The 17352-nt window shown below is 57.7% G+C and carries 13 protein-coding genes, 4 pseudogenes and 1 other annotated feature; of the genes and pseudogenes, 9 read left to right on the top strand and 8 right to left on the bottom strand.

Going from position 1 to position 17352, the window contains the following annotated elements; all coding sequences use genetic code 11:
• Positions 1–26 precede the first annotated feature (26 nt).
• Positions 27–497 (bottom strand): hypothetical protein, encoded by a 471-nt coding sequence (locus OKW29_RS01320; RefSeq protein WP_429289669.1) that lies wholly within the window; start codon positions 495–497, stop codon positions 27–29.
• A gap of 332 nt (positions 498–829) precedes the next feature.
• On the opposite strand from OKW29_RS01320, the gene OKW29_RS01315 reads away from it, so the two are divergent.
• The 5 genes from OKW29_RS01315 (at position 830) to OKW29_RS01295 (ending at position 5404) form a co-directional block, all read left to right on the top strand.
• Positions 830–2061, top strand: a protein-coding gene (locus OKW29_RS01315; protein WP_429289668.1) for an IS3 family transposase whose coding sequence is annotated in 2 segments (ribosomal slippage) — positions 830–1118 and positions 1118–2061 — 1233 coding nt in all. Because the reading frame shifts where the segments join, the coding sequence is not laid out codon by codon here.
• Positions 1108–1224, top strand: a sequence feature (AL1L pseudoknot). It overlaps the preceding gene by 117 nt.
• A gap of 803 nt (positions 2062–2864) precedes the next feature.
• Positions 2865–3536 (top strand): hypothetical protein, encoded by a 672-nt coding sequence (locus OKW29_RS01310; RefSeq protein ID WP_429289667.1) that lies wholly within the window; start codon positions 2865–2867, stop codon positions 3534–3536.
• A 389-nt stretch (positions 3537–3925) separates the two neighbouring features.
• The gene (locus tag OKW29_RS01305; RefSeq protein WP_090812518.1) at positions 3926–4195 is read left to right on the top strand and encodes a type II toxin-antitoxin system Phd/YefM family antitoxin; all 270 of its coding nucleotides are present in this window, start codon (positions 3926–3928) and stop codon (positions 4193–4195) included.
• Entirely contained in the window at positions 4192–4581 is a 390-nt protein-coding gene (locus OKW29_RS01300) for a type II toxin-antitoxin system VapC family toxin (protein WP_132460036.1), read from the top strand. Before OKW29_RS01305 ends, OKW29_RS01300 begins: the two co-directional genes overlap by 4 nt.
• Positions 4582–4933: 352 nt before the next feature.
• Positions 4934–5404 (top strand): hypothetical protein, encoded by a 471-nt coding sequence (locus tag OKW29_RS01295; protein WP_429289666.1) that lies wholly within the window; start codon positions 4934–4936, stop codon positions 5402–5404.
• Between the two features lie 26 nt (positions 5405–5430).
• Here OKW29_RS01295 and OKW29_RS01290 read toward each other — a convergent pair.
• Positions 5431–5979, bottom strand: a pseudogene (locus OKW29_RS01290) (hypothetical protein); the annotation flags it as partial.
• A gap of 78 nt (positions 5980–6057) precedes the next feature.
• On the opposite strand from OKW29_RS01290, the gene OKW29_RS01285 reads away from it, so the two are divergent.
• Positions 6058–6738: a sel1 repeat family protein gene (locus OKW29_RS01285; RefSeq protein WP_244145042.1), complete on the top strand. Its 681-nt coding sequence runs from the start codon at positions 6058–6060 to the stop codon at positions 6736–6738.
• Positions 6739–6802: 64 nt separating this feature from the next.
• On the opposite strand, the gene OKW29_RS01280 is transcribed toward OKW29_RS01285, so the two are convergent.
• Positions 6803–6997: a hypothetical protein gene (locus tag OKW29_RS01280; RefSeq protein ID WP_429289665.1), complete on the bottom strand. Its 195-nt coding sequence runs from the start codon at positions 6995–6997 to the stop codon at positions 6803–6805.
• Positions 6998–7254: 257 nt separating this feature from the next.
• Between OKW29_RS01280 and OKW29_RS01275 the strand changes: the two genes are divergently transcribed.
• A complete protein-coding gene (locus tag OKW29_RS01275) occupies positions 7255–8637 on the top strand; it encodes a hypothetical protein (protein ID WP_429289664.1) in 1383 nt (460 codons plus the stop codon).
• Between the two features lie 1269 nt (positions 8638–9906).
• On the opposite strand, the gene OKW29_RS01270 is transcribed toward OKW29_RS01275, so the two are convergent.
• Positions 9907–10056: an antitoxin MazE-like protein gene (locus OKW29_RS01270; protein ID WP_429289902.1), complete on the bottom strand. Its 150-nt coding sequence runs from the start codon at positions 10054–10056 to the stop codon at positions 9907–9909.
• A gap of 392 nt (positions 10057–10448) precedes the next feature.
• Between OKW29_RS01270 and OKW29_RS01265 the strand changes: the two genes are divergently transcribed.
• On the top strand, positions 10449–11588 hold the full coding sequence (locus OKW29_RS01265; RefSeq protein ID WP_429289663.1) for a hypothetical protein: 1140 nt from the start codon (positions 10449–10451) through the stop codon (positions 11586–11588).
• Positions 11589–12647: 1059 nt separating this feature from the next.
• On the opposite strand, the pseudogene OKW29_RS01260 reads toward OKW29_RS01265, so the two are convergent.
• The 3 genes and pseudogenes from OKW29_RS01260 to OKW29_RS01250 form a co-directional block, all read right to left on the bottom strand.
• Positions 12648–12992, bottom strand: a pseudogene (locus tag OKW29_RS01260) (transposase); the annotation flags it as partial.
• A gap of 106 nt (positions 12993–13098) precedes the next feature.
• Positions 13099–13853: pseudogene (locus OKW29_RS01255) on the bottom strand (IS6 family transposase).
• A gap of 240 nt (positions 13854–14093) precedes the next feature.
• Entirely contained in the window at positions 14094–14789 is a 696-nt protein-coding gene (locus OKW29_RS01250; protein WP_429289662.1) for a cyclin family protein, read from the bottom strand.
• A 382-nt stretch (positions 14790–15171) separates the two neighbouring features.
• On the opposite strand from OKW29_RS01250, the gene OKW29_RS01245 reads away from it, so the two are divergent.
• Positions 15172–16323: an IS110 family transposase gene (locus OKW29_RS01245; RefSeq protein ID WP_429289661.1), complete on the top strand. Its 1152-nt coding sequence runs from the start codon at positions 15172–15174 to the stop codon at positions 16321–16323.
• A 510-nt stretch (positions 16324–16833) separates the two neighbouring features.
• Here the strand turns inward: OKW29_RS01245 and OKW29_RS01240 are convergent.
• Positions 16834–17322, bottom strand: a pseudogene (locus OKW29_RS01240) (transposase); the annotation flags it as partial.
• Positions 17323–17352 lie beyond the last annotated feature (30 nt).

Here is a 17352-nt window from a genome sequence, read left to right as displayed (position 1 = left end):
TTTCTTTTGCATGGATTCGCTGAGACTCACCGGAAGGACGAGCGATTCGCCCGTGCATCGAAAAGCGCGTGATGTCGACCGCCATGTAGTTCAAAATACTGATCGCGCTTGCGTGGATCGATCCGCATCGAGATGTTTTGCAACTGCCAACCCGCTGGTTTTCTTCCAATCAGCCGGATCAGTAGGTCGATGTCGAACGGGTGGTCGTAGCAAATAACCGGCTTTTCCGGGAGCCGTTTGAGTGCGCTCATCCAGCGTTCAACCTCGCTTGCGGCCTCCGATGTTCGCATGACTCGATCCGGATATTGACCGAGCTGTGGAAGAACGAACGCTTGAACAAATTCACTGCAGTCGGCAGCAGCGATGTCTGCGACCTCCGCATAAAACTCTTCACCATCTTCTGCCACCAAGGCAAGGCTCACGAGCACGGGTGAATCGATACTCGTAAACTCTGTGTCAATAAACACCTTGCGCTTCCAAGGGTGAGATGTGGGCACCTGAATCCTCCGCGTTGTTTTTGTAGCCGTCGCCTTCACGCATGAAATCGTCCCGGCAGAACGTGTATACCCGGTGCGCCCCAAGCGGCGTAAACTTTAGCGTGCTTTAGATTAGCGCCGTGTTCGAATAACGCCGAATTAACCTTCTGGCTAGCGCCCAGTCCGCGCGAGGACGAATGCGAAGAACAGGACTCTCTAAACGTGGGTCGTAGCACCAAGCCGGACAAAAATGTTCCGCTAGCGGAGATTGTCTCCAATCTACCATCGTTAGTATTTTCATACTGAACCGCCCCGGATTTGGTGGAGGCTCCAACTCTTGAGAAAATGGAGCCATGAACAAGTCGAACAAATTTTCTGCTGAAGTCCGGGAACGTGCAGTGCGCATGGTGCAGGAGCATCGGGGCGAGTATCCGTCACAATGGGCAGCGATCGAATCCATTGCCCCCAAGATCGGCTGCACGAGCCAGACATTGCTGGGGTGGGTCAAACGAGATGAAGTCGATAGCGGTGAGCGCGAGGGTGTGAGCACGTCGGAACGCGAACGTCTTAAGGCACTGGAGCGCGAAGTCAAGGAACTGCGCCGCGCCAACGAGATTCTGAAACTGGCGAGTGCGTTTTTCGCCCAGGCGGAGCTCGACCGCCGCCTGAAGTCCTGAAGGCCTTCATCGATCAGCATCGCGACACCTTCGGGGTCGAGCCGATCTGCAAGGTCTTGCGGATTGCCCCGTCGGGCTACCGGCGCCATGCCGCACAGCTTCGCGATCCGTCGCGGCGCTGTGCCCGCGCGAAACGTGATGAGCTTTTGCGGCCGCAGATCAAGCGTGTCTGGCAGGACAACATGCGGGTCTACGGCGCGGACAAAGTCTGGAAGCAGATGAACCGGGAGCGTATCGCTGTGGCTCGCTGCACGGTCGAACGGCTGATGAAGCAACTGGGCTTGCGCGGCGTGATGCGAGGCAAACGTGTTCGCACGACGATTGCCGATGCGGCGGCCGCGCGCCCGCTGGATCGGGTCAACCGTCAGTTCAAGGCAGACCGGCCGAACCAGCTCTGGGTTTCTGATTTCACGTACGTTTCGACGTGGCAGGGCTGGCTGTATGTGGCCTTTGTGATCGACGTGTTCGCCCGCCGTATCGTCGGCTGGCGCGTCAGTTCGTCGATGACTACGGACTTTGTTCTGGATGCACTTGAACAGGCACTTTATGCGCGGCGCCCACTCGGCGACGGAACGTTGATACATCACTCCGACAGAGGCTCGCAATACGTTAGCATTCGCTATAGTGAGCGACTGGCCGAAGCGGGCATCGAGCCCTCGGTTGGTAGCCGTGGCGACAGTTACGACAACGCACTGGCCGAGACAATCAACGGTTTGTACAAGGCCGAACTGATTCATCGCCGCACCTGGAAAACACGGGAGTCCGTCGAGTTGGCAACGCTGGAATGGGTGGCCTGGTTCAATCATCACCGATTGATGGAACCCCTCGGCTACATCCCGCCTGCTGAAGCCGAGACAAACTACTATCGGCAACTGGAAACACCGGTCGCCGAACCCGCATTACCTTAAACCAACCAGCCTCCACGATTCCCGGGGCGGTTCATACGGGAGATTTGCCTGAGAATTACACAGAACATTCCAGCGACTTCGTATTCTATTAGTACCTGATTTGCATCCGCAGAGAACGAGCAGACCGTCCCACGCTGGACAAGTGGTCGACCGGTATCCTCAAGCTCTGCTAGTGGAGCCTCCTTATATATCTCCCCCATACAACATTGCTGCAAAATTCCGTAAAGGTACGCTGTTTTACAGAAGGCGGCCGCCACTGCTGCGATAGGCATATGAAGTCGTAGCCCATGGTCCTGCGTTTCCATCCTCTGGGCCAGTTGGCGACATTCGCCCTCATATGCTGCACAAAGCTCGATCAATCTTGAAATCGCCATCCTAATTGCTAAATTAGTCAACCTCTGTCGTATGAGATAGCCCAGATTCTCACTTTGTTCGATGTCGTTGAACGGTAGTTCTACCTCTTTAAAGTCTGGCCACTCCAAAAAGCCACTACTGGAAGGCCAAGCAACGTGACGAATAATATTACGGCGGTTGGATGCATAGTTAGGAAGGTTGTTGTGCCAATCAAAAACGTCAGGCTTCGAAAAGCTACTCGAAGAAACAATCACTCTGCCAAGTATTTGGCGTCGCTCTCGTAGCATTGCATCTACTAACCGTACGTCGTTATCCCGGCTTGCGTTATACACCGCACTTAGAAGCAAACGGCCACATTGAACACAGGCGAACGGATGTTGCGCCGTTGATGACCATGTCGGTTCTAACTTGCTATTACATGTGTGGCACCGCCAGATTAGTGGGCGCCCATGGAGTGGGCACTCGTAAAGTGCGAGGTGCTGGAAAAGAATTGCGTGATAACCATAGCTAGACTTGCAAAGCACAGCAATCGCGCCAATGCCTTCGTCGCTATGCCGCTCTGGGAGCTACTGTCCGCAGGAACGCTGACAACATTCGAAGTTCAGTCCCACCATGCAAACATCGAGAGCATGGGCATTTGGGTTCCCGATACCCCGGCGTTCTCCCTTACCGCTTCGGTCGATTTTGCGGACGCGCTGATATTGCCGATGTACGCGCTAAAGGATCCGTGGCCTTCTATTAACGCCTCCGTTTTTTGGTTGCGGCTTGCCCTAGCGCAGGGCGACTTAAGTATGTATGCACTAACTTTCAAGACGTTCGTATCGGATAGATGGAATGAAGCTTTGGCTCAGTACCCGCTCGCAGAACATGCATGGAGGTCGATTTCGAGCTATCTGATTCGTCGATACTCAACGCTTGTGTTGAGGGTAGATCACGAGCTTGCCTTCCACTTCGCAGTCGAGGAGTTTGTTCGACGTGGCTTGCCTGTCCATGTAACGATGGCTGACAGGACGGACGACGTCAGCTATCAACTTATCGCATCGCCATGGGCTCCAGTCGAGATCAATGCAGGGGCTTTGACACGGATGTTTTCGAAAGTATCAAAAAAAAAAAGGAATTGAGCCGCCGGTTCGGCAGGCCCCGAAAGTCGACCAGTGTTGACAAGGCCAAGATATCGAGGTGCATGCGAGCCATGTTTCAAATAGGGACACCTCATTTTGGATGTGAGGTCTGTATGACGTCAGGCTAATTGATGGTCACAGTTGCTTCTGAGGGATGAAAAATGGCCGAGATTGGTTCCGCTGGTCACGCGGCGGCCATTTTTGCTTCCGGAAAACAGAGGACACGAGATGGCCAAATATAGATAAATATCAAATTAAATCAGATAGATAGGCCTGGGTTTTAGCGGCTGTCTTTGCTTACGTCGCCCATCCGTAATGCTGGTGCTTGCCTTTGGCGGCCCATGCCTGCATACTAGCTAACATTGATTAGCTAATACGTAGGTGGTGCCATGCTCACGATCAACATGCACGACGCCAAGTCGAAACTATCAAGCCTGGTCGAGCGGCTGGAGGTCGGCCAGGAAAACGAGGTCATCATCGCCCGCAACGGCACGCCCGTCGCGCGGCTGCTGCCGTTCGCGGCGCCGCGGCGCATCGGCGCCGCGCGGCACCTGCTGGCCGGCCTGGCCGTGCCCGCCACCGTCGAGGCGTTCAACGCCGCTGATGACGCGATCGCCGCCGACTTCGAGGCAAGCGCGCAGCAGGGACTCACTCCGTGAAAGTGCTGCTCGATACGCATATCGCGCTGTGGGCCGCCGAAGGTGCGCCACAGCTGTCACCGCAGGCCGCCAGCCTGATCGAGGATCCGGCCAATACGTTGCTGGTCAGCGCAGCCGCGATCTGGGAGATTGCCATCAAGCATGCGAAAGGCAACCTGCGCGTGCATCCGCGCGATGCCCGCTCGGCGTTCCGCCTGTCCGGTTTCGTCGAACTGCCGATCACGGGTGAACATACGGAGGCAGTCTCGATGCTTCCTTTCCATGCGGATCACGCGGATCCGTTCGACCGCCTCATGATCGCCCAAGCGCTGCACGAGGGGATGCCCCTGCTGAGCGCCGACCCGAAGGTGTGGCGCTATCACCCCACCCTGATGCTGCAAGCCTGACTTCGCCTGTTTGCGTGACACCGGCTCGCTCTAACGGGTGTCGCCGCGCACTCGGGCGACGCTGCATCGGCTTCAGCCGTCGGCGCGCGAAGTCACTGACTTCGGGAAGATGCGTAGGGCGCCGGTTGTGCAATCTCATGTTCCTTCAGGTACGCCCGGATGGCTTCGACCGGATACGGTTCAAGCGGTAGAGGTACCAGGTGTCGCGAGCCGCTTCCACCGTCTGCAGGTCCGCTGCGCCGGTCATTCGAAGATTAGAGGCGCCTTTGGGAACTGAATTGCCAAGCGTCGGCCTCCAGTCGACCGTCCCGAGGTTTGACCCGAAATAGTCAATTTGAGAACGGAGTAGATTTTGGACATCTTCTACTACTGGAAAGACTTCGTATCGGATGTAAACGAAGGGCGGATAGGTACACTTGGCGCCGATACTCACAAGCTGGCTGAACTTCAGGAGCGGCTGCCGCGCAAGGTGTGGACGTTCATAACGCCTAAGGGGATGAAGGGGAAGCTTAAGCTTATCGGTTCCATGTGGATTACCGACGAGAGGCCCGCGAACTTTGTACCCAAGTGGCCGCACAACCTTTTCTATGACGCTGCTTCACCCAGGTCAGTTCTCTTCACGAACTCAGGGAGTCCCGAAAAGATTGAGGAAGTCAGTTCCTACTTGAACAACCGGTTCAATCAAGCCTTCAGATCCAACTTTCAAGGCGAAAAAGGTCTTCACGCGATGGAAGCCGACGTCGTCCGCGGTTTCGAAATACTTGTGCGTGACTACGAGACCGTCCAATTTATGGATGGGATAAAACAGCCACCGTTGCGATGAAGTCAATATTATCGTCCGGACTGCGACATAACGGGCAACTTCAGCGACAACGTTTCCGCGTCGCCATCGACTTCACGCGACACCGTCGTCGCCTTGCCGTCAGCCACCACAACCTTCGACGCGAAGGTCGCCTGCGGCAGATTCGCCAGCGCAACCGGCATCTGGCCCGTCTGGTTCGAATCGTCGTCGATGGCCTGCTTGCCGAGGTTCACCAGTTGCGGTTGCTCCTCGTCGACCAGCGCCTTCAGCAGCTTCGCGACTGCAGGCCTTCATTCGATTCGATCAGAATCGCGCGGTACGCGCCGATCGCCAGCGCCGTGCGCAGCCCTTCCTGACATTGGGCGACCGCCCGCCGACACGGCGGCCACTTCCGTCGCCACGCCGGCTTCCTTCAGATGTACCGCCTCTTCAACGGCGATTTCGTCGAACGGGTTCATCGACACCTTCACACTCGCAATGTCGACACCCGTCTTGTCCGACTTCACGCGGACCTTCACGTTGTAGTCAACCACCCGTTGACTGCCCCAGGTATTTTCAACGCGCTCTTCCGATGACGGGCACCGCGCTGCAGCCATCGATCTTCATCGCGGTATCACTTATGTAGAAAAATCGCACCGCCAGGGTCTTCGTGCAGTCTCTATCTGATCCGCAGGTTGCAATCGACAAAAGGTGAGCTAGAATCAGGTGCATTCTTCACCAACGGATTGCTCACCGTGCAAATGGAAAGCTGGGTTGGGACGATCGAGCGTGAATGGCATCAGTTGCGCCGCGCCGACCCTACACTGGATGTCGAAAAGTTCTCCCGTCACGTCATTGCGGCAAACAAAACTGGATTCCTGTCACCGGAGTCGCTCGCTGCCATCGCAAATGCGCTGCTCACCAGCACGTTAAACCGCGCACCCGATCTGGGACGCTGGTTACTCGAGCGCCTTGGCGCGAACCGTCATCCAGCCTGGCGACTGGCAATGGCCATTTCTCTGGTCACCCCGACTGGAGCGGAGCCGGACCTGGGAAGAGGTAACGCGATTCTCGAGGATGTGATGAAGGATGAAACCGCCGAAGGTCGTCTGCGCGGCATGGCCGCCGCCGCGCTGGCCGATAGCGCGCGCCTCGGAAGAGGCATGCAGGTGGACGTGAGCCGCGCGCGCTCGCTTTACGAGCAGGCCATTGAACTGGGGCATAAAGCCTCGGCACACAATCTCGGTCTTTTCTGGGAAGGCGTGTGGGGCGCAGAAGACAGGAGCGTTGCCCCGGACCGCACAAAGGCCATGCAGAGCTATCGACGCGGTGGAGACGACAAACGTTGCCAACGTCGCCTGGAAGCGCTGCGTTGAGGCAGTACCGCCTGCGAGTCGGGCGGGTGGAAAATCCTGAGAGGCACCCGACGGTTTTCTCTCATCAATTGATAAAAGCAAGGTTACGGAGAAGAGACTCCCCGTCCTCCGTGATGCGAGGGCGTACTGCCCCGCCCGCAAGTCGCTCCAGTGCGACAAGCTGGCGTTCAAGCAATGTTCCAAGTTCTTCCCGATCGGCAATGTGATCGGCGGAGTCCTTGACCAGCATCAATGTTGCAAATTCGTGGGCGCTCAGCACGGGATGCTCCTGATGCAAAGAGCGAAACGATCGTCGTCAGGTGTTGCGGTGACGGGCGTTCGGTGACCGACACAACAGTGGGCTTACTACCGAGGGCGAAAAAGCTTAACGTCGAAATGTGACAGCATGAGGGCGGTCTTTTGGGCGCTGGAGGCCGGTGGCGGAGGACGCATATGTAGCAATTGACGCATTAGATGACAACGTCGCCTCTATAATCAAGATATTCAGAGTATCAACATCGCATGGAGCCCTACGTTATGAGTCAAGCCCGCGGGCGGTATGCGGGATCCCGGGACAGCGGCCAACGCCAACCTCGCCACGAAAAAAAATCCCCGCCCAGCCGGCAGGGACAACCGTATGTGAAGGCGCCTCCTCGAGACCCCGCCCAGACTGCCTCAATTTTCAAAACAAGATCGTTTCAGTTTCTGGTCGATGCGGTGGGCGCGGAGAATATCGCGATAGCACTTGAATCGAACATGACGCGCGTGGCCGAACTGATGAAGGGCGAGCGGTTCACGCCCGAGACCGCCTTTCACATGGAAACCACGCTTGGATTGCCGCACGGCTTTTTTGACCAGCCCAATCCCGTACTCGCGGCAGAGACAATCACTCGTCTGAAGTCACCGCTCGACTTCATTCAAACGGACGACGAATCAAACGTGCCTGAAGCAACCACGCGGGCTTCTGCCCTGAACGTCGATCAGCAATCATTTCTTAAAGATAGTTTGTCCGAGGAAGCGCAAATGCCAAAGAAAGCAACTGGCGTGTCACCCAGAGCCGTCAAGAATAGTCGAAGCGAAATGGCCGGAGAGACTAAACCTCACGCGCCGCTCAAAGCTTCGCCTTCGAAATACAAGACGTCTCCTAAGACACCCCAACTGCAACCTCTGGCTTTGAGCGACAGCGCTGAGGTGGAGAACATCCGACGCGCTAACCTCCACGTTCTCACGAGTCGCAACGGATCGAAAGTAAGACTTGGCGTGGTCATGGAGATGAGTGCATTCAACATAGCCGATCGACTACATGGCAAGAAGCGCATGGACAGTGTCGAAGCAAACCGGTTCACGGAGCAGTTGGGATTGCCAGTTGGCTGGTTGGACACGCCGCGCTCCGAGGCCGAGATCCCAGAGTCGGTGTCGCGTATGCTTACGCCTGCTTCGCGCGGTCGCGTATCGGTTCCACAACACGAGCCGGCTGCGGCCGCTGCAAATGATGGCGTACCAGGAAAGCTCGCCAATGCGAAGGCGCGCACGAGGCGCGCGCGGGCGGGCGCCCTGGGCGATCTGGAAAGGCCCTCACCTGTTTCGGCGGATGTTGCAGCAGAGAATGAGACGATCGTCGTCAGCCCGCAAGATCATGCAAGTGATTTCCCCGACGACCTTGCCAGTCACTCACTTGAAGAAAGTAATGGGGAAGCCGCGGCAACCACACCGGCAACCCTTGAGTCGCTCCCCGCCTCCGCCATACCGCAGCCAAACCCGGTACTGGTCCCCTTCGCTTGCATGACCAGCCTGGACAATCTTCATGGTATTGAACCGATAGCGGAAGCATTGATCAAGACGCTTGCAGGTAAAGCACGCACGGGGCAATTGGACGAATTGAAAGCGCTCGAGCTTTTGCAGCAAGCTGTCCTGTTGTGAGTAGGTGGTAGCGTGGCAGGCCCCCTCGTGCCATGATGCATCAAGCGCATCGAGGTGGCGGGGCCCGGTGCGCGAAAGTTCGCCCCGTTTCGGGGCGACGATCGACCACGGATCCCGTCGCTGACCGGTCGTGAGCCGCCACGAACGTGATGGCATTCCAGGTGCATCGATACGGGCAGGACGGACAAGTCCTGCTGATGACCCATCGCCTCACGCACAATCAGACCGCGTAATTCGCGCGATGACCGGCGCCGAGGGCGCTACCACGGGTCGATTCGAGAAAAGCGGCCAACAACCTATGTTGTGTGCAAAGCGGCCACGCAAACGACGCCGTCCAGATAATCGCGAAGGTCTGTCTCTACCTGGCTTGGTCTGATGAGGCGGTCGATCTGACGACTGCGCCACGGATCGACGCTGCTCACGTCAATACATCGGCATGCATGAAGTCGAGTTCTGTGTAAACAAACGCATTCACTCGCTGCCGCATCGACATAACAATTGCTTGCCACGGAGCTTAGCGGACCCGAAGATTTCCAATTCAACTTCATACAGTCTGTCCAAACGGTTGCGTTGCCCCCAGCGCCGCCCTTCAATGCGCCTGCCGCCCTGTGCAACGTAGCTCGACAGCGCCTCAGGTACGACAGTACGATGGGCGGCCCGCCATTCGCCATTACGCCGTTCAAAGCGGTCGACATACCAACCCCAAGCCTCGCCCGCTAATGCCTCGTCCGTGTTTGCTACGACTCTGTTTGCGGTTGTATGGTCCGTTGAATCGTAACACTCGGCGTTGTAGAAAGAACCAAATGGGCGGTGCTCGCGGCCGGTTCGGTCCGCGCGCGCTATATGACGCGCAACTTGCCCGCACCTCTGCATGCGGTACTTCACGTCGAAGCGCGACTCGAGGATTTTCTCGCAGGAACCGCACGCTCGCCTATCGTCGCCGAGGGGTAACTTTTGCGATGCAGCAAAAGTTTGTGGGTGTGTGGGCCCAAGCCGAGCGCCTCATGCTCAGACGTGAAGGCCGACACTAGCGTCATTGATTGAACGTTCATGGCCGAACGATATATAGGATTCCTACTAAATATCGATCATTCCTTTTATGTCAAATATAAAACCAGAGCCGTAGGAAGCCCAGTTGCCGTTGGTTTCCCCAATTTTGTTCCTGCCGCACCCGCAGGACTGCGGTAACTGTCCACGAACCGCCGCTGGACTTTTTGATTCCGATGCTGCGCTTAAGTCGGCAGCGTACATCGTCATCGCATCCGTCCCTCAGCTCCTCCGAAATTCGCTCGACAAAATCCGGACTGCCCCTTCCGCCGCTGCGTTATCGCGAGTCATTTCGGACTGTCGCCGGCATTCTTCGATGGATGCAGGACCTCTCGCATCGGGGACGTTGAGATCTTGTCCCTTGCAGCCGATGCTCTCCGCTGCTGCCTCAGATCAACCGGTTCCGAGTCACGCTCAGTCGATCTACTGCGCTTCGACGGAGCTCGCGCAGGCCTCTTCGGCAGTTTCTCCAGCGCCTCCCAAAGTCACTTCGCGTAGCAGATACCGGCGAACCTGACGGTGTCCGCGGTGAAATGCATACACCATACGAGCCTTCATCGACCGGCCAGTCATCAAACACTCGGACGTGCACATCGGTCTTGAATTCCCCCGGCCGTCAGGTTTCCGTTGGCTGCACCAGCCGAAAAACCCGCAACTAGCTGTTTGCATCCTTCGCGTATCGCGTCCTTTCTTCCGATGTCCCGATTGCCCAGTGACGCTGCATCGGATAAAACAGTGCCTTAGGCGTTTAGTATGGAAAATTTATGAAGCTCCCGAACAAATCCTCTGCCGGCAGGCATTGGAACCAAGCAAGCTCGGAGTCGCCGTTGCCGAATTCGACACCGAAACTCGCGCCGGAAGTTCGCCGGTTCGACTCCCTGCAGCACCCGCTACACAACCTGAATCCCCGCAATCCCGGCACCCTCATGGTCGCCAGGAACAACGTGCGTGAATGGAAACGGATCCCTTGCACACCGGGCTCGATGCTGCAAAACGTCGAGATACGCCGGTCCAAAGGCTTGCTGAACCTCACCGCTGCCGGCGGCTTTGCCACTGGCACCCTGAGCCCAACGCAAAAGCGCGACCTGCAACGCGCGGTGGCATCTGTTGTGGCGGCCTATAACGAATTGGCGGCGGAATCCGGCGCAACTCCCGTCAGCATTCACGAGAATCATTTGAAGGGGGATGGGAAGGTTTATCAAGACCGGAAAATTCCTCGCATCTCCAACGAGCGCGATTACGATTACTACCACACGCTGGGCGTGAACTTCGCGGAAAACGGGCGCATGATGCTTCACTACCATCTGGAATTCGGAAGCGCGCTGAACAGGCAAAGCGCGGGTACCGTGCTTCAGAGTCTGCACCGAATCGGTCAGGAGGTGTTGGGCAGAGAGATCCTGAGCCAGAGCGATATTGCCACGGTGCTCGACAATCTGCCCGAGGGGCAGCCGGTTCCGGGCCTTAACGCGGAGAAGATTGCCGAGCGGCGCCAGCGACTTCCGAACGAGTTGGCCGAACCCGACGATCGCGCCCGCAGCCGGGACGAACTCGAATCCGCATTTATCGCGCTGTCGAGCGCCAACACGGAAGCAGCGTCGGAAAAAACCTTCTTGCGCAATGCGCACATGAATTCATTTCGTCCCGCGGAACCTATGTTCGAGTGTTTTTCCGCAGGCCACACGTCGCTGGTCGACGATCTCGAACGAATCGAGCAAGCGCCTTCCCGCGATCACCGGTTAAGCGTCACGGAATTGATGTCAATCCATCAGGGCTTCAAAAAGGCGTCCATCGAACTGGGAGGCTACACCGGAGGTTCGCGCGAGGAACGCGAGGCGCTGGCGGGGCGGCTTCAAGGCGGCATGAACAAGGTCAAGCGTCTTCTGGCGCAGGAGACCGCTGCCTGATCCTATTCCCATGCCTCGACGGCAGGCGGCTGGCCTTGTACCGGATTCACGATTCCCACGGCATCGTGGTCAGTTGCAAAAGCACGTTTAAGAGAAAGGTTCAAAAACAATGACGACGACTAACACCACTTCTTTCAGGGTATTCTTGCCCATCTCGACTCAGCGGGTTGAAGACGTCGATAAAGCGGAGTTAGCCGCGCAAATTGGCCGCTCGCCTTCCCCGGTACATCGGGGGCGCTGGGGCCTTTGGCTGACATGAGTTTGCCCCCAAGCTTAGCAGGCACAAAGGCTTCCGTACGCCGCGGAGGCGTCTCGGCGTCTGCCCGTCCCCATGCAGCTCGCAGACAAATTCGGACCCGTCAGAAAACCCGCAACCAGTCGATTGGCGCTTCGCTGAATCGCGGATCACCTCGCAAAGTCGCATACCTACTGCTCAGCAATCGGATATAAATGAATCTCGTTCGGACCGCCACTTGTAGGTTGCAATCACATGCCACGTTCCAAAGTTTCGCTCGTGACCTCTCCCAATGTACCCGTGAGAGATTCCGCAACCGAGACACCGCCCGCACGTCGAGCGCGAACGGCCGAGCGAAACAGTTCGACGGGCGTCGGCGCTACGTTGCGCGGTCTTCCGAGTCGCGCGAAATCTTCGTTTGGACGGCTCGACCCAAGCGGGCTCACGTCAAAGTGATCGGTATCGCTATACCGCCGAGCCGGCCTGAAGATCGGACCTGATGCGACACTCGCCGACGCGCTTCCATTCCTCACCGCGCCGAGCATTCCCGATAGCATCCTTGCCGCTCGCCGGGGGCTCGACAACCATGTCAAGCTGCGCTGGAGCGGCAGGGACAATGCATCGTTGCCCACCGCCGAACGCCAACTGGCGAAGGCCGACCTTGACCAGGATGCTCGAAAACAGCGGGGCGGACAGGCTAACCCCTGATCGCGCCGTAAGGACTGCACGAATTCCTCGACAGCCTCGTCAGCGGCAGTAGCGTGTGCTGGCGCGGCCGGACATACTCCCCGGTCACGCAAGTAGCCTAGTCGGACCTGCAAAATTCAATGTGCGCAGCGAAAAGTTGTTCGGCGCCAGCGCTCGGTCCACAGCGTGAAGGATCTGCGAGGGCTGCGTGATTGGTCTTTCGTGAATTTGTCGGCGCGAAGCAAAGCGGCGAGCGCGTAAAAGGCCTTCAGGCCCAAACGTGCAATGGCCCGCAGCAACCAGCGCAGGTTATAGCCGGCCGCGCACAGCACGGCATGTACAGCGTCGCCCGTTTCGCCCTTGAGCCAGCAGCGGCGCATGCCGTGATCGTGCTTCACGTGCCCGATGATCGGCTCGATGGCCTGTCGGCGTTTGAGCCAGCGCCGCTGCTTGTTCGAAAGCGTCTTGCTCTTGCCGCGATATCCGAGATCGGTCAGCACCGTCTTCACACGCGGTGTACCTCGCACCGGTACTGTCACGTTGTTAAACGTGGGGCGAGCAAAGGCGTAGAACGTGAGTATTCCTGAGTTATGCGGCAAGGCGATCCAGCATCGGATTGCCGGTCACGGTTTCCCACGCCTCAAAGGCCTGTTTGCGCGCGCCTGTCGCTTTTCCTGCGCGTTCGTGTTGTAACGGCAGTGCATGAACAGGTTTGCTACCTGATCGTGGACCGACGTGAATCGCTGCAGGTGGCGCGCTGATTTGAAGCGGCGCATCACCTTCTCGCACACCCGCGTCGGCTGGTGCGAGTTCTCCGCCCGGTTGTTCAGTCCCCTGTGCTGACGGTGTTCCACGTTCAACCCCAGGTCCCTGTTTGCTGCGGCGTAGCTCCTGAGCTTGTCAGTGATTAGCACACGCGGCGCGCGTCCGTGCTTCTTGAGTAATTTACGCATGAGGCGTTTGGCTGCGTGCCTGTCTCGCCGGCTTTGCACCAGTACATCGAGCACCGCACCGTGCTGATCCACCGCTCGCCACAGCCAGTGCTTCCTGCCGGTGATGGTCACCACCACTTCGTCGAGGTGCCACTTGTCACCCCGGGCCAGCGCGGTAGAGCGGATACGCCGGGCGATACCCAGGCCGAACTTCACCGACCAGCGTCGCACCGTCTCGTAGGTAAGGTCAATGCCGCGAGCCGCCAGCAGCTCCTCAACCATGCGCAGACTCAACGGAAAACGGTAATACAACCACACCGCGTAGCTGATTACGTCGGGCGGGAATCGGTAGCCGCTGTAGGAGATAGCGTCATTGGCAGGTGCGTTGTGTTGGAGAGCAGATCGTTTCATACCCCGAATTGTCGCTGCATTTCCGGCAACATGCCAGCAACGTGACAATACCCATCAGACCGATCGTTTCGCCCCTCAGCTCACGACTTCGCAGTATGCGTCTTGTCATGCCATGCACTTCATGCATCAACGCCTCGTTGCGCACACAACCGATGATTCCTCATCGAAACCCGCAACCAGTTCTTGCTCATGGTTGGCTTCTATTCCAATCAGCCAGCCCATTAAATTGATTCGCGTTCGCTATTCGTGCAATGCCATAATTTTTCTTTCGAAGTCTGAAAATTCTTGCTGGGTCATGCCCAACTCATATTCCAACATTTTCAAGGTGTGTATTTCTAAAGGGCCCAGCTGTCCGAGATCAAGGCCAGATATCCTTGACCACGCTTCATTGGTGTAAGTTGGTTCGTTAAGGTATTTGTGAGCCAACATCAAGGACGCAAGGAACATCCTCCTTCCGTCTAGTGTTGCCGGATCGGTCGGCAGAGGCTCGCGGGCCACCGCACGATCTCGTGCCGCTTTCGCGTACGGTTCAATTTTTTCGAGGTAGTGAAGAGCCAGAATTAAGACGCTTTTAGAGGTGCGCGAGCGCCCGGCCAGTTTTACTACCATTTCATTCAATGTTGACCGGGTCTGTTTGGGAATAGCCCCGGCTGCTTCGGCCGGATGGGGTCGTTTGGATGGCCAGATCTCTTGAATGCGCGCCACGACGGTTTTGACTAGATGCGTCACGACGTGTGATCGGTCCTCGACTGTTGCACCGCTAGGCATGACAACCTTCGTAGCACGACGTGGTGGTGCTTCCTCAGGACTCTCTTCGACCGAGGCGCCGCCCGCTTCGATTGCAGGCTGCATTCCTTCGTTTTCGTATGCCGATCGGCCGGAATAACGACCGGCCCCTCGCTCTGCAGCGTTTTCAATTCTCTCAATCTCGGCCACGACACTCGCCCGCGAGCCAGCGCCGGACGGCGATGCTCGCTTCGGCAGATCGGTCAATTCAGGGGGGATTCGGACCGAGGACGGGTTCGATAGTTGTCTTTTCCTACCTTGTCTATGAGATTCTTCGTTCGATAAATTTTCAACCGGAGCCTGGGTCGGCACCTTACTGTCATTTCTCGCCCGGAGCATAGCAGACACCTTTCGAATGGTTAGCGCGAACTCTTCTCTTAACGGAGAGATCATAGCCAAGCGTTTATCGGTCGGGTGTAACAGACTGTTTTTTCCGTGACAGAACGGCCCTAGATACTATGCGGGCAGCACGAATGAAGCCTCAGGTGTAAAACGGGAGCCACAAACCCTGTTTTCCAAGAGGAGTACGCAAATGAATGCGCCTCGCACGGCCCTTCACGGGCAGGATACAACCATCACCGGTTCGCTGTATGTCGCCTTCGAACTGGGTGACAGGAGCTGGAAACTCTCGCTGGGCGATGGGGTGCGCGCGCCGAGCCGCTGCACGGTGGCCGCCGGCGATACGGCCGCAGTCTTCACGCCGATTTCAAAGGCCAAGGCGCGCTGTCATCTGGCCACCGATGCTCCGGTGCGCAGCTGTTATGAAGCCGGACGTGACGGCTTCTGGCTGCATCGCTGCCTGGAAGCACATCAGATCACGAACCTGGTGGTGGATTCAGCCAGTATCGAAGTGAACCGGCGCAGACGTCGCGCCAAGACTGACCGGCTTGACAGCGACAAGCTGCTGTCGATGCTAATGCGTTACTACGCCGGTGAACACCGGGTGTGGGCGGTCGCGCGCATCCCGACTCCCGAACAGGAAGATGAGCGGCGGGTACACCGTGAACTCGATCGCCTGCGCCAGGAGCGCACTGCCCATAGCAACCGCATCCGCTCGCTGCTGGTACTCCACAACCTGCGGCCCGAGCGAATCGGTGGCCGCGCGTGGGCGCACTGGTGGGCGCAGCACACCACGCAGCTGTTGCCAGCCCTGCGCGCCGAGATCGAACGCGAATTCGAACGGCTGTCGCTCGCTGCCAGGCAGATCAGGACGCTCGAGTCACAGCAGCAGCATGAGGTGCGCAGCGGTGCGCAACCCGCGATTGCGCGGCTCGCGCACCTCGCGGGTATCGGAACGGGCAGTGCCTGGGTCCTGGTCAGGGAACTGTTCGGCTGGCGACAGTTTCACAACCGCCGTGAAGTGGCCGGCTGCCTGGGCCTGGCCCCGACGCCCTATGCCAGCGGTACCAGTGAAGTTGAGCAGGGCATCAGCAAGATCGGCAACAAGCGAGCCCGATGGCTGATGGTGGAACTGGCGTGGAGCTGGTTGCGCTTCCAGCGCAGCAGCCAGCTAAGCGACTGGTTCAACGAGCGCTTTGCAGGCGGTGGCAAGCGTATGCGACGCATCGGCATTGTGGCACTTGCCAGACGTCTGGCGGTCGCGCTATGGCGCTATCTGGAATTCGGCGAGATTCCCCTCGGGGTAACCCTCAAGCCACCTGCGAAGAAGGTGACGGCGACCTGAACAGCCAACGTCGAGCGGCAACAGTGTTTGAAGGTTTGGCGCGCCCGGACAGTAAGAGGGTTACCTTGGGAGGTAACCGTAGTTCTAGATGGGGCGCGTCCGTAATGGGGTGGTTCCTGCGCCTTGCGCATGCGGTATGTGGTGACCGGTCTGGTGGCCGGCACGGATAGAAGTTGGTCCGGTCAACTGTCCGGACTTCAGGCACCCCGACCTCACTGCTGTTCTCGCTTGATATGGAGGATTGCAAAACATCTCAGCGGACAGGTTATCCACCGCCGGCCAGCGTCGTGGTCATAACAGGCGACCCGCCGGCCGGCCGTGGATAACCTGTCACGCTCTCGAATGGGAGATAACTGACGCAAAGATGGATCGCGAAAGGGCTTGACTTTTAATGCCCCATAGAAGTCTTACTGTGTCACATAATTAGTTGCGCGCTCTATTGCCGTACAGGAAGAGAGCCATCGTTGCATGAGCCTTAGTCCAAGCAGGATGCGCAACGTAGTAATGGAATCAGGAACGTGGCGTTGAGCGCGCTGCCCTGCCCCGGGGGATGTAATCCGGGGGAAGGGTAGGCAGCGCGCGTTCAAGGAAGTTTTTTTTATCGCGTCCATCTGATTGCATCCGGAGTCGCTGAGCCATCAGAAACCCATACGCAGCGATACTCAGTGTGGCGTGGTGGTGAAAGCCACGCCAGCCTCGCCCTTCATAATGACCGAGCCCGAACTCCTGTTTCAGGTCCTGATAGTCGCGCTCGATGCGCCAGCGCATTTTGGTCACGAAAACAAGCTGCTCAAGTGTCGCCGCCTCGGGCGCGGTAGTGAGAAAGTATTTGAGCGGCTCCGTATCGCCGTCAGGCCATTCAATGAGCAGCCATTCTTCGTCGCGAACGGTACTTCGCCAATAGTCGCGATGTGCGGGACGAACCCGCACGGCGGCAAAGCGCGAGGAAAGTGCTGCGTTGCTGCCTTCGCGCCAGGTTACGGATTGCCAGGGCGTTGGTGCACTTGACGGTTAGAGGACGGGATGACC

This window comes from Paraburkholderia sp. CI3 (assembly GCF_050436505.1).
Lineage (GTDB): Bacteria > Pseudomonadota > Gammaproteobacteria > Burkholderiales > Burkholderiaceae > Paraburkholderia > Paraburkholderia tuberum.
The sequence above is the reverse complement of the archived record's forward strand: the minus strand, read 5'-3'. Positions and strand labels throughout refer to the sequence as shown.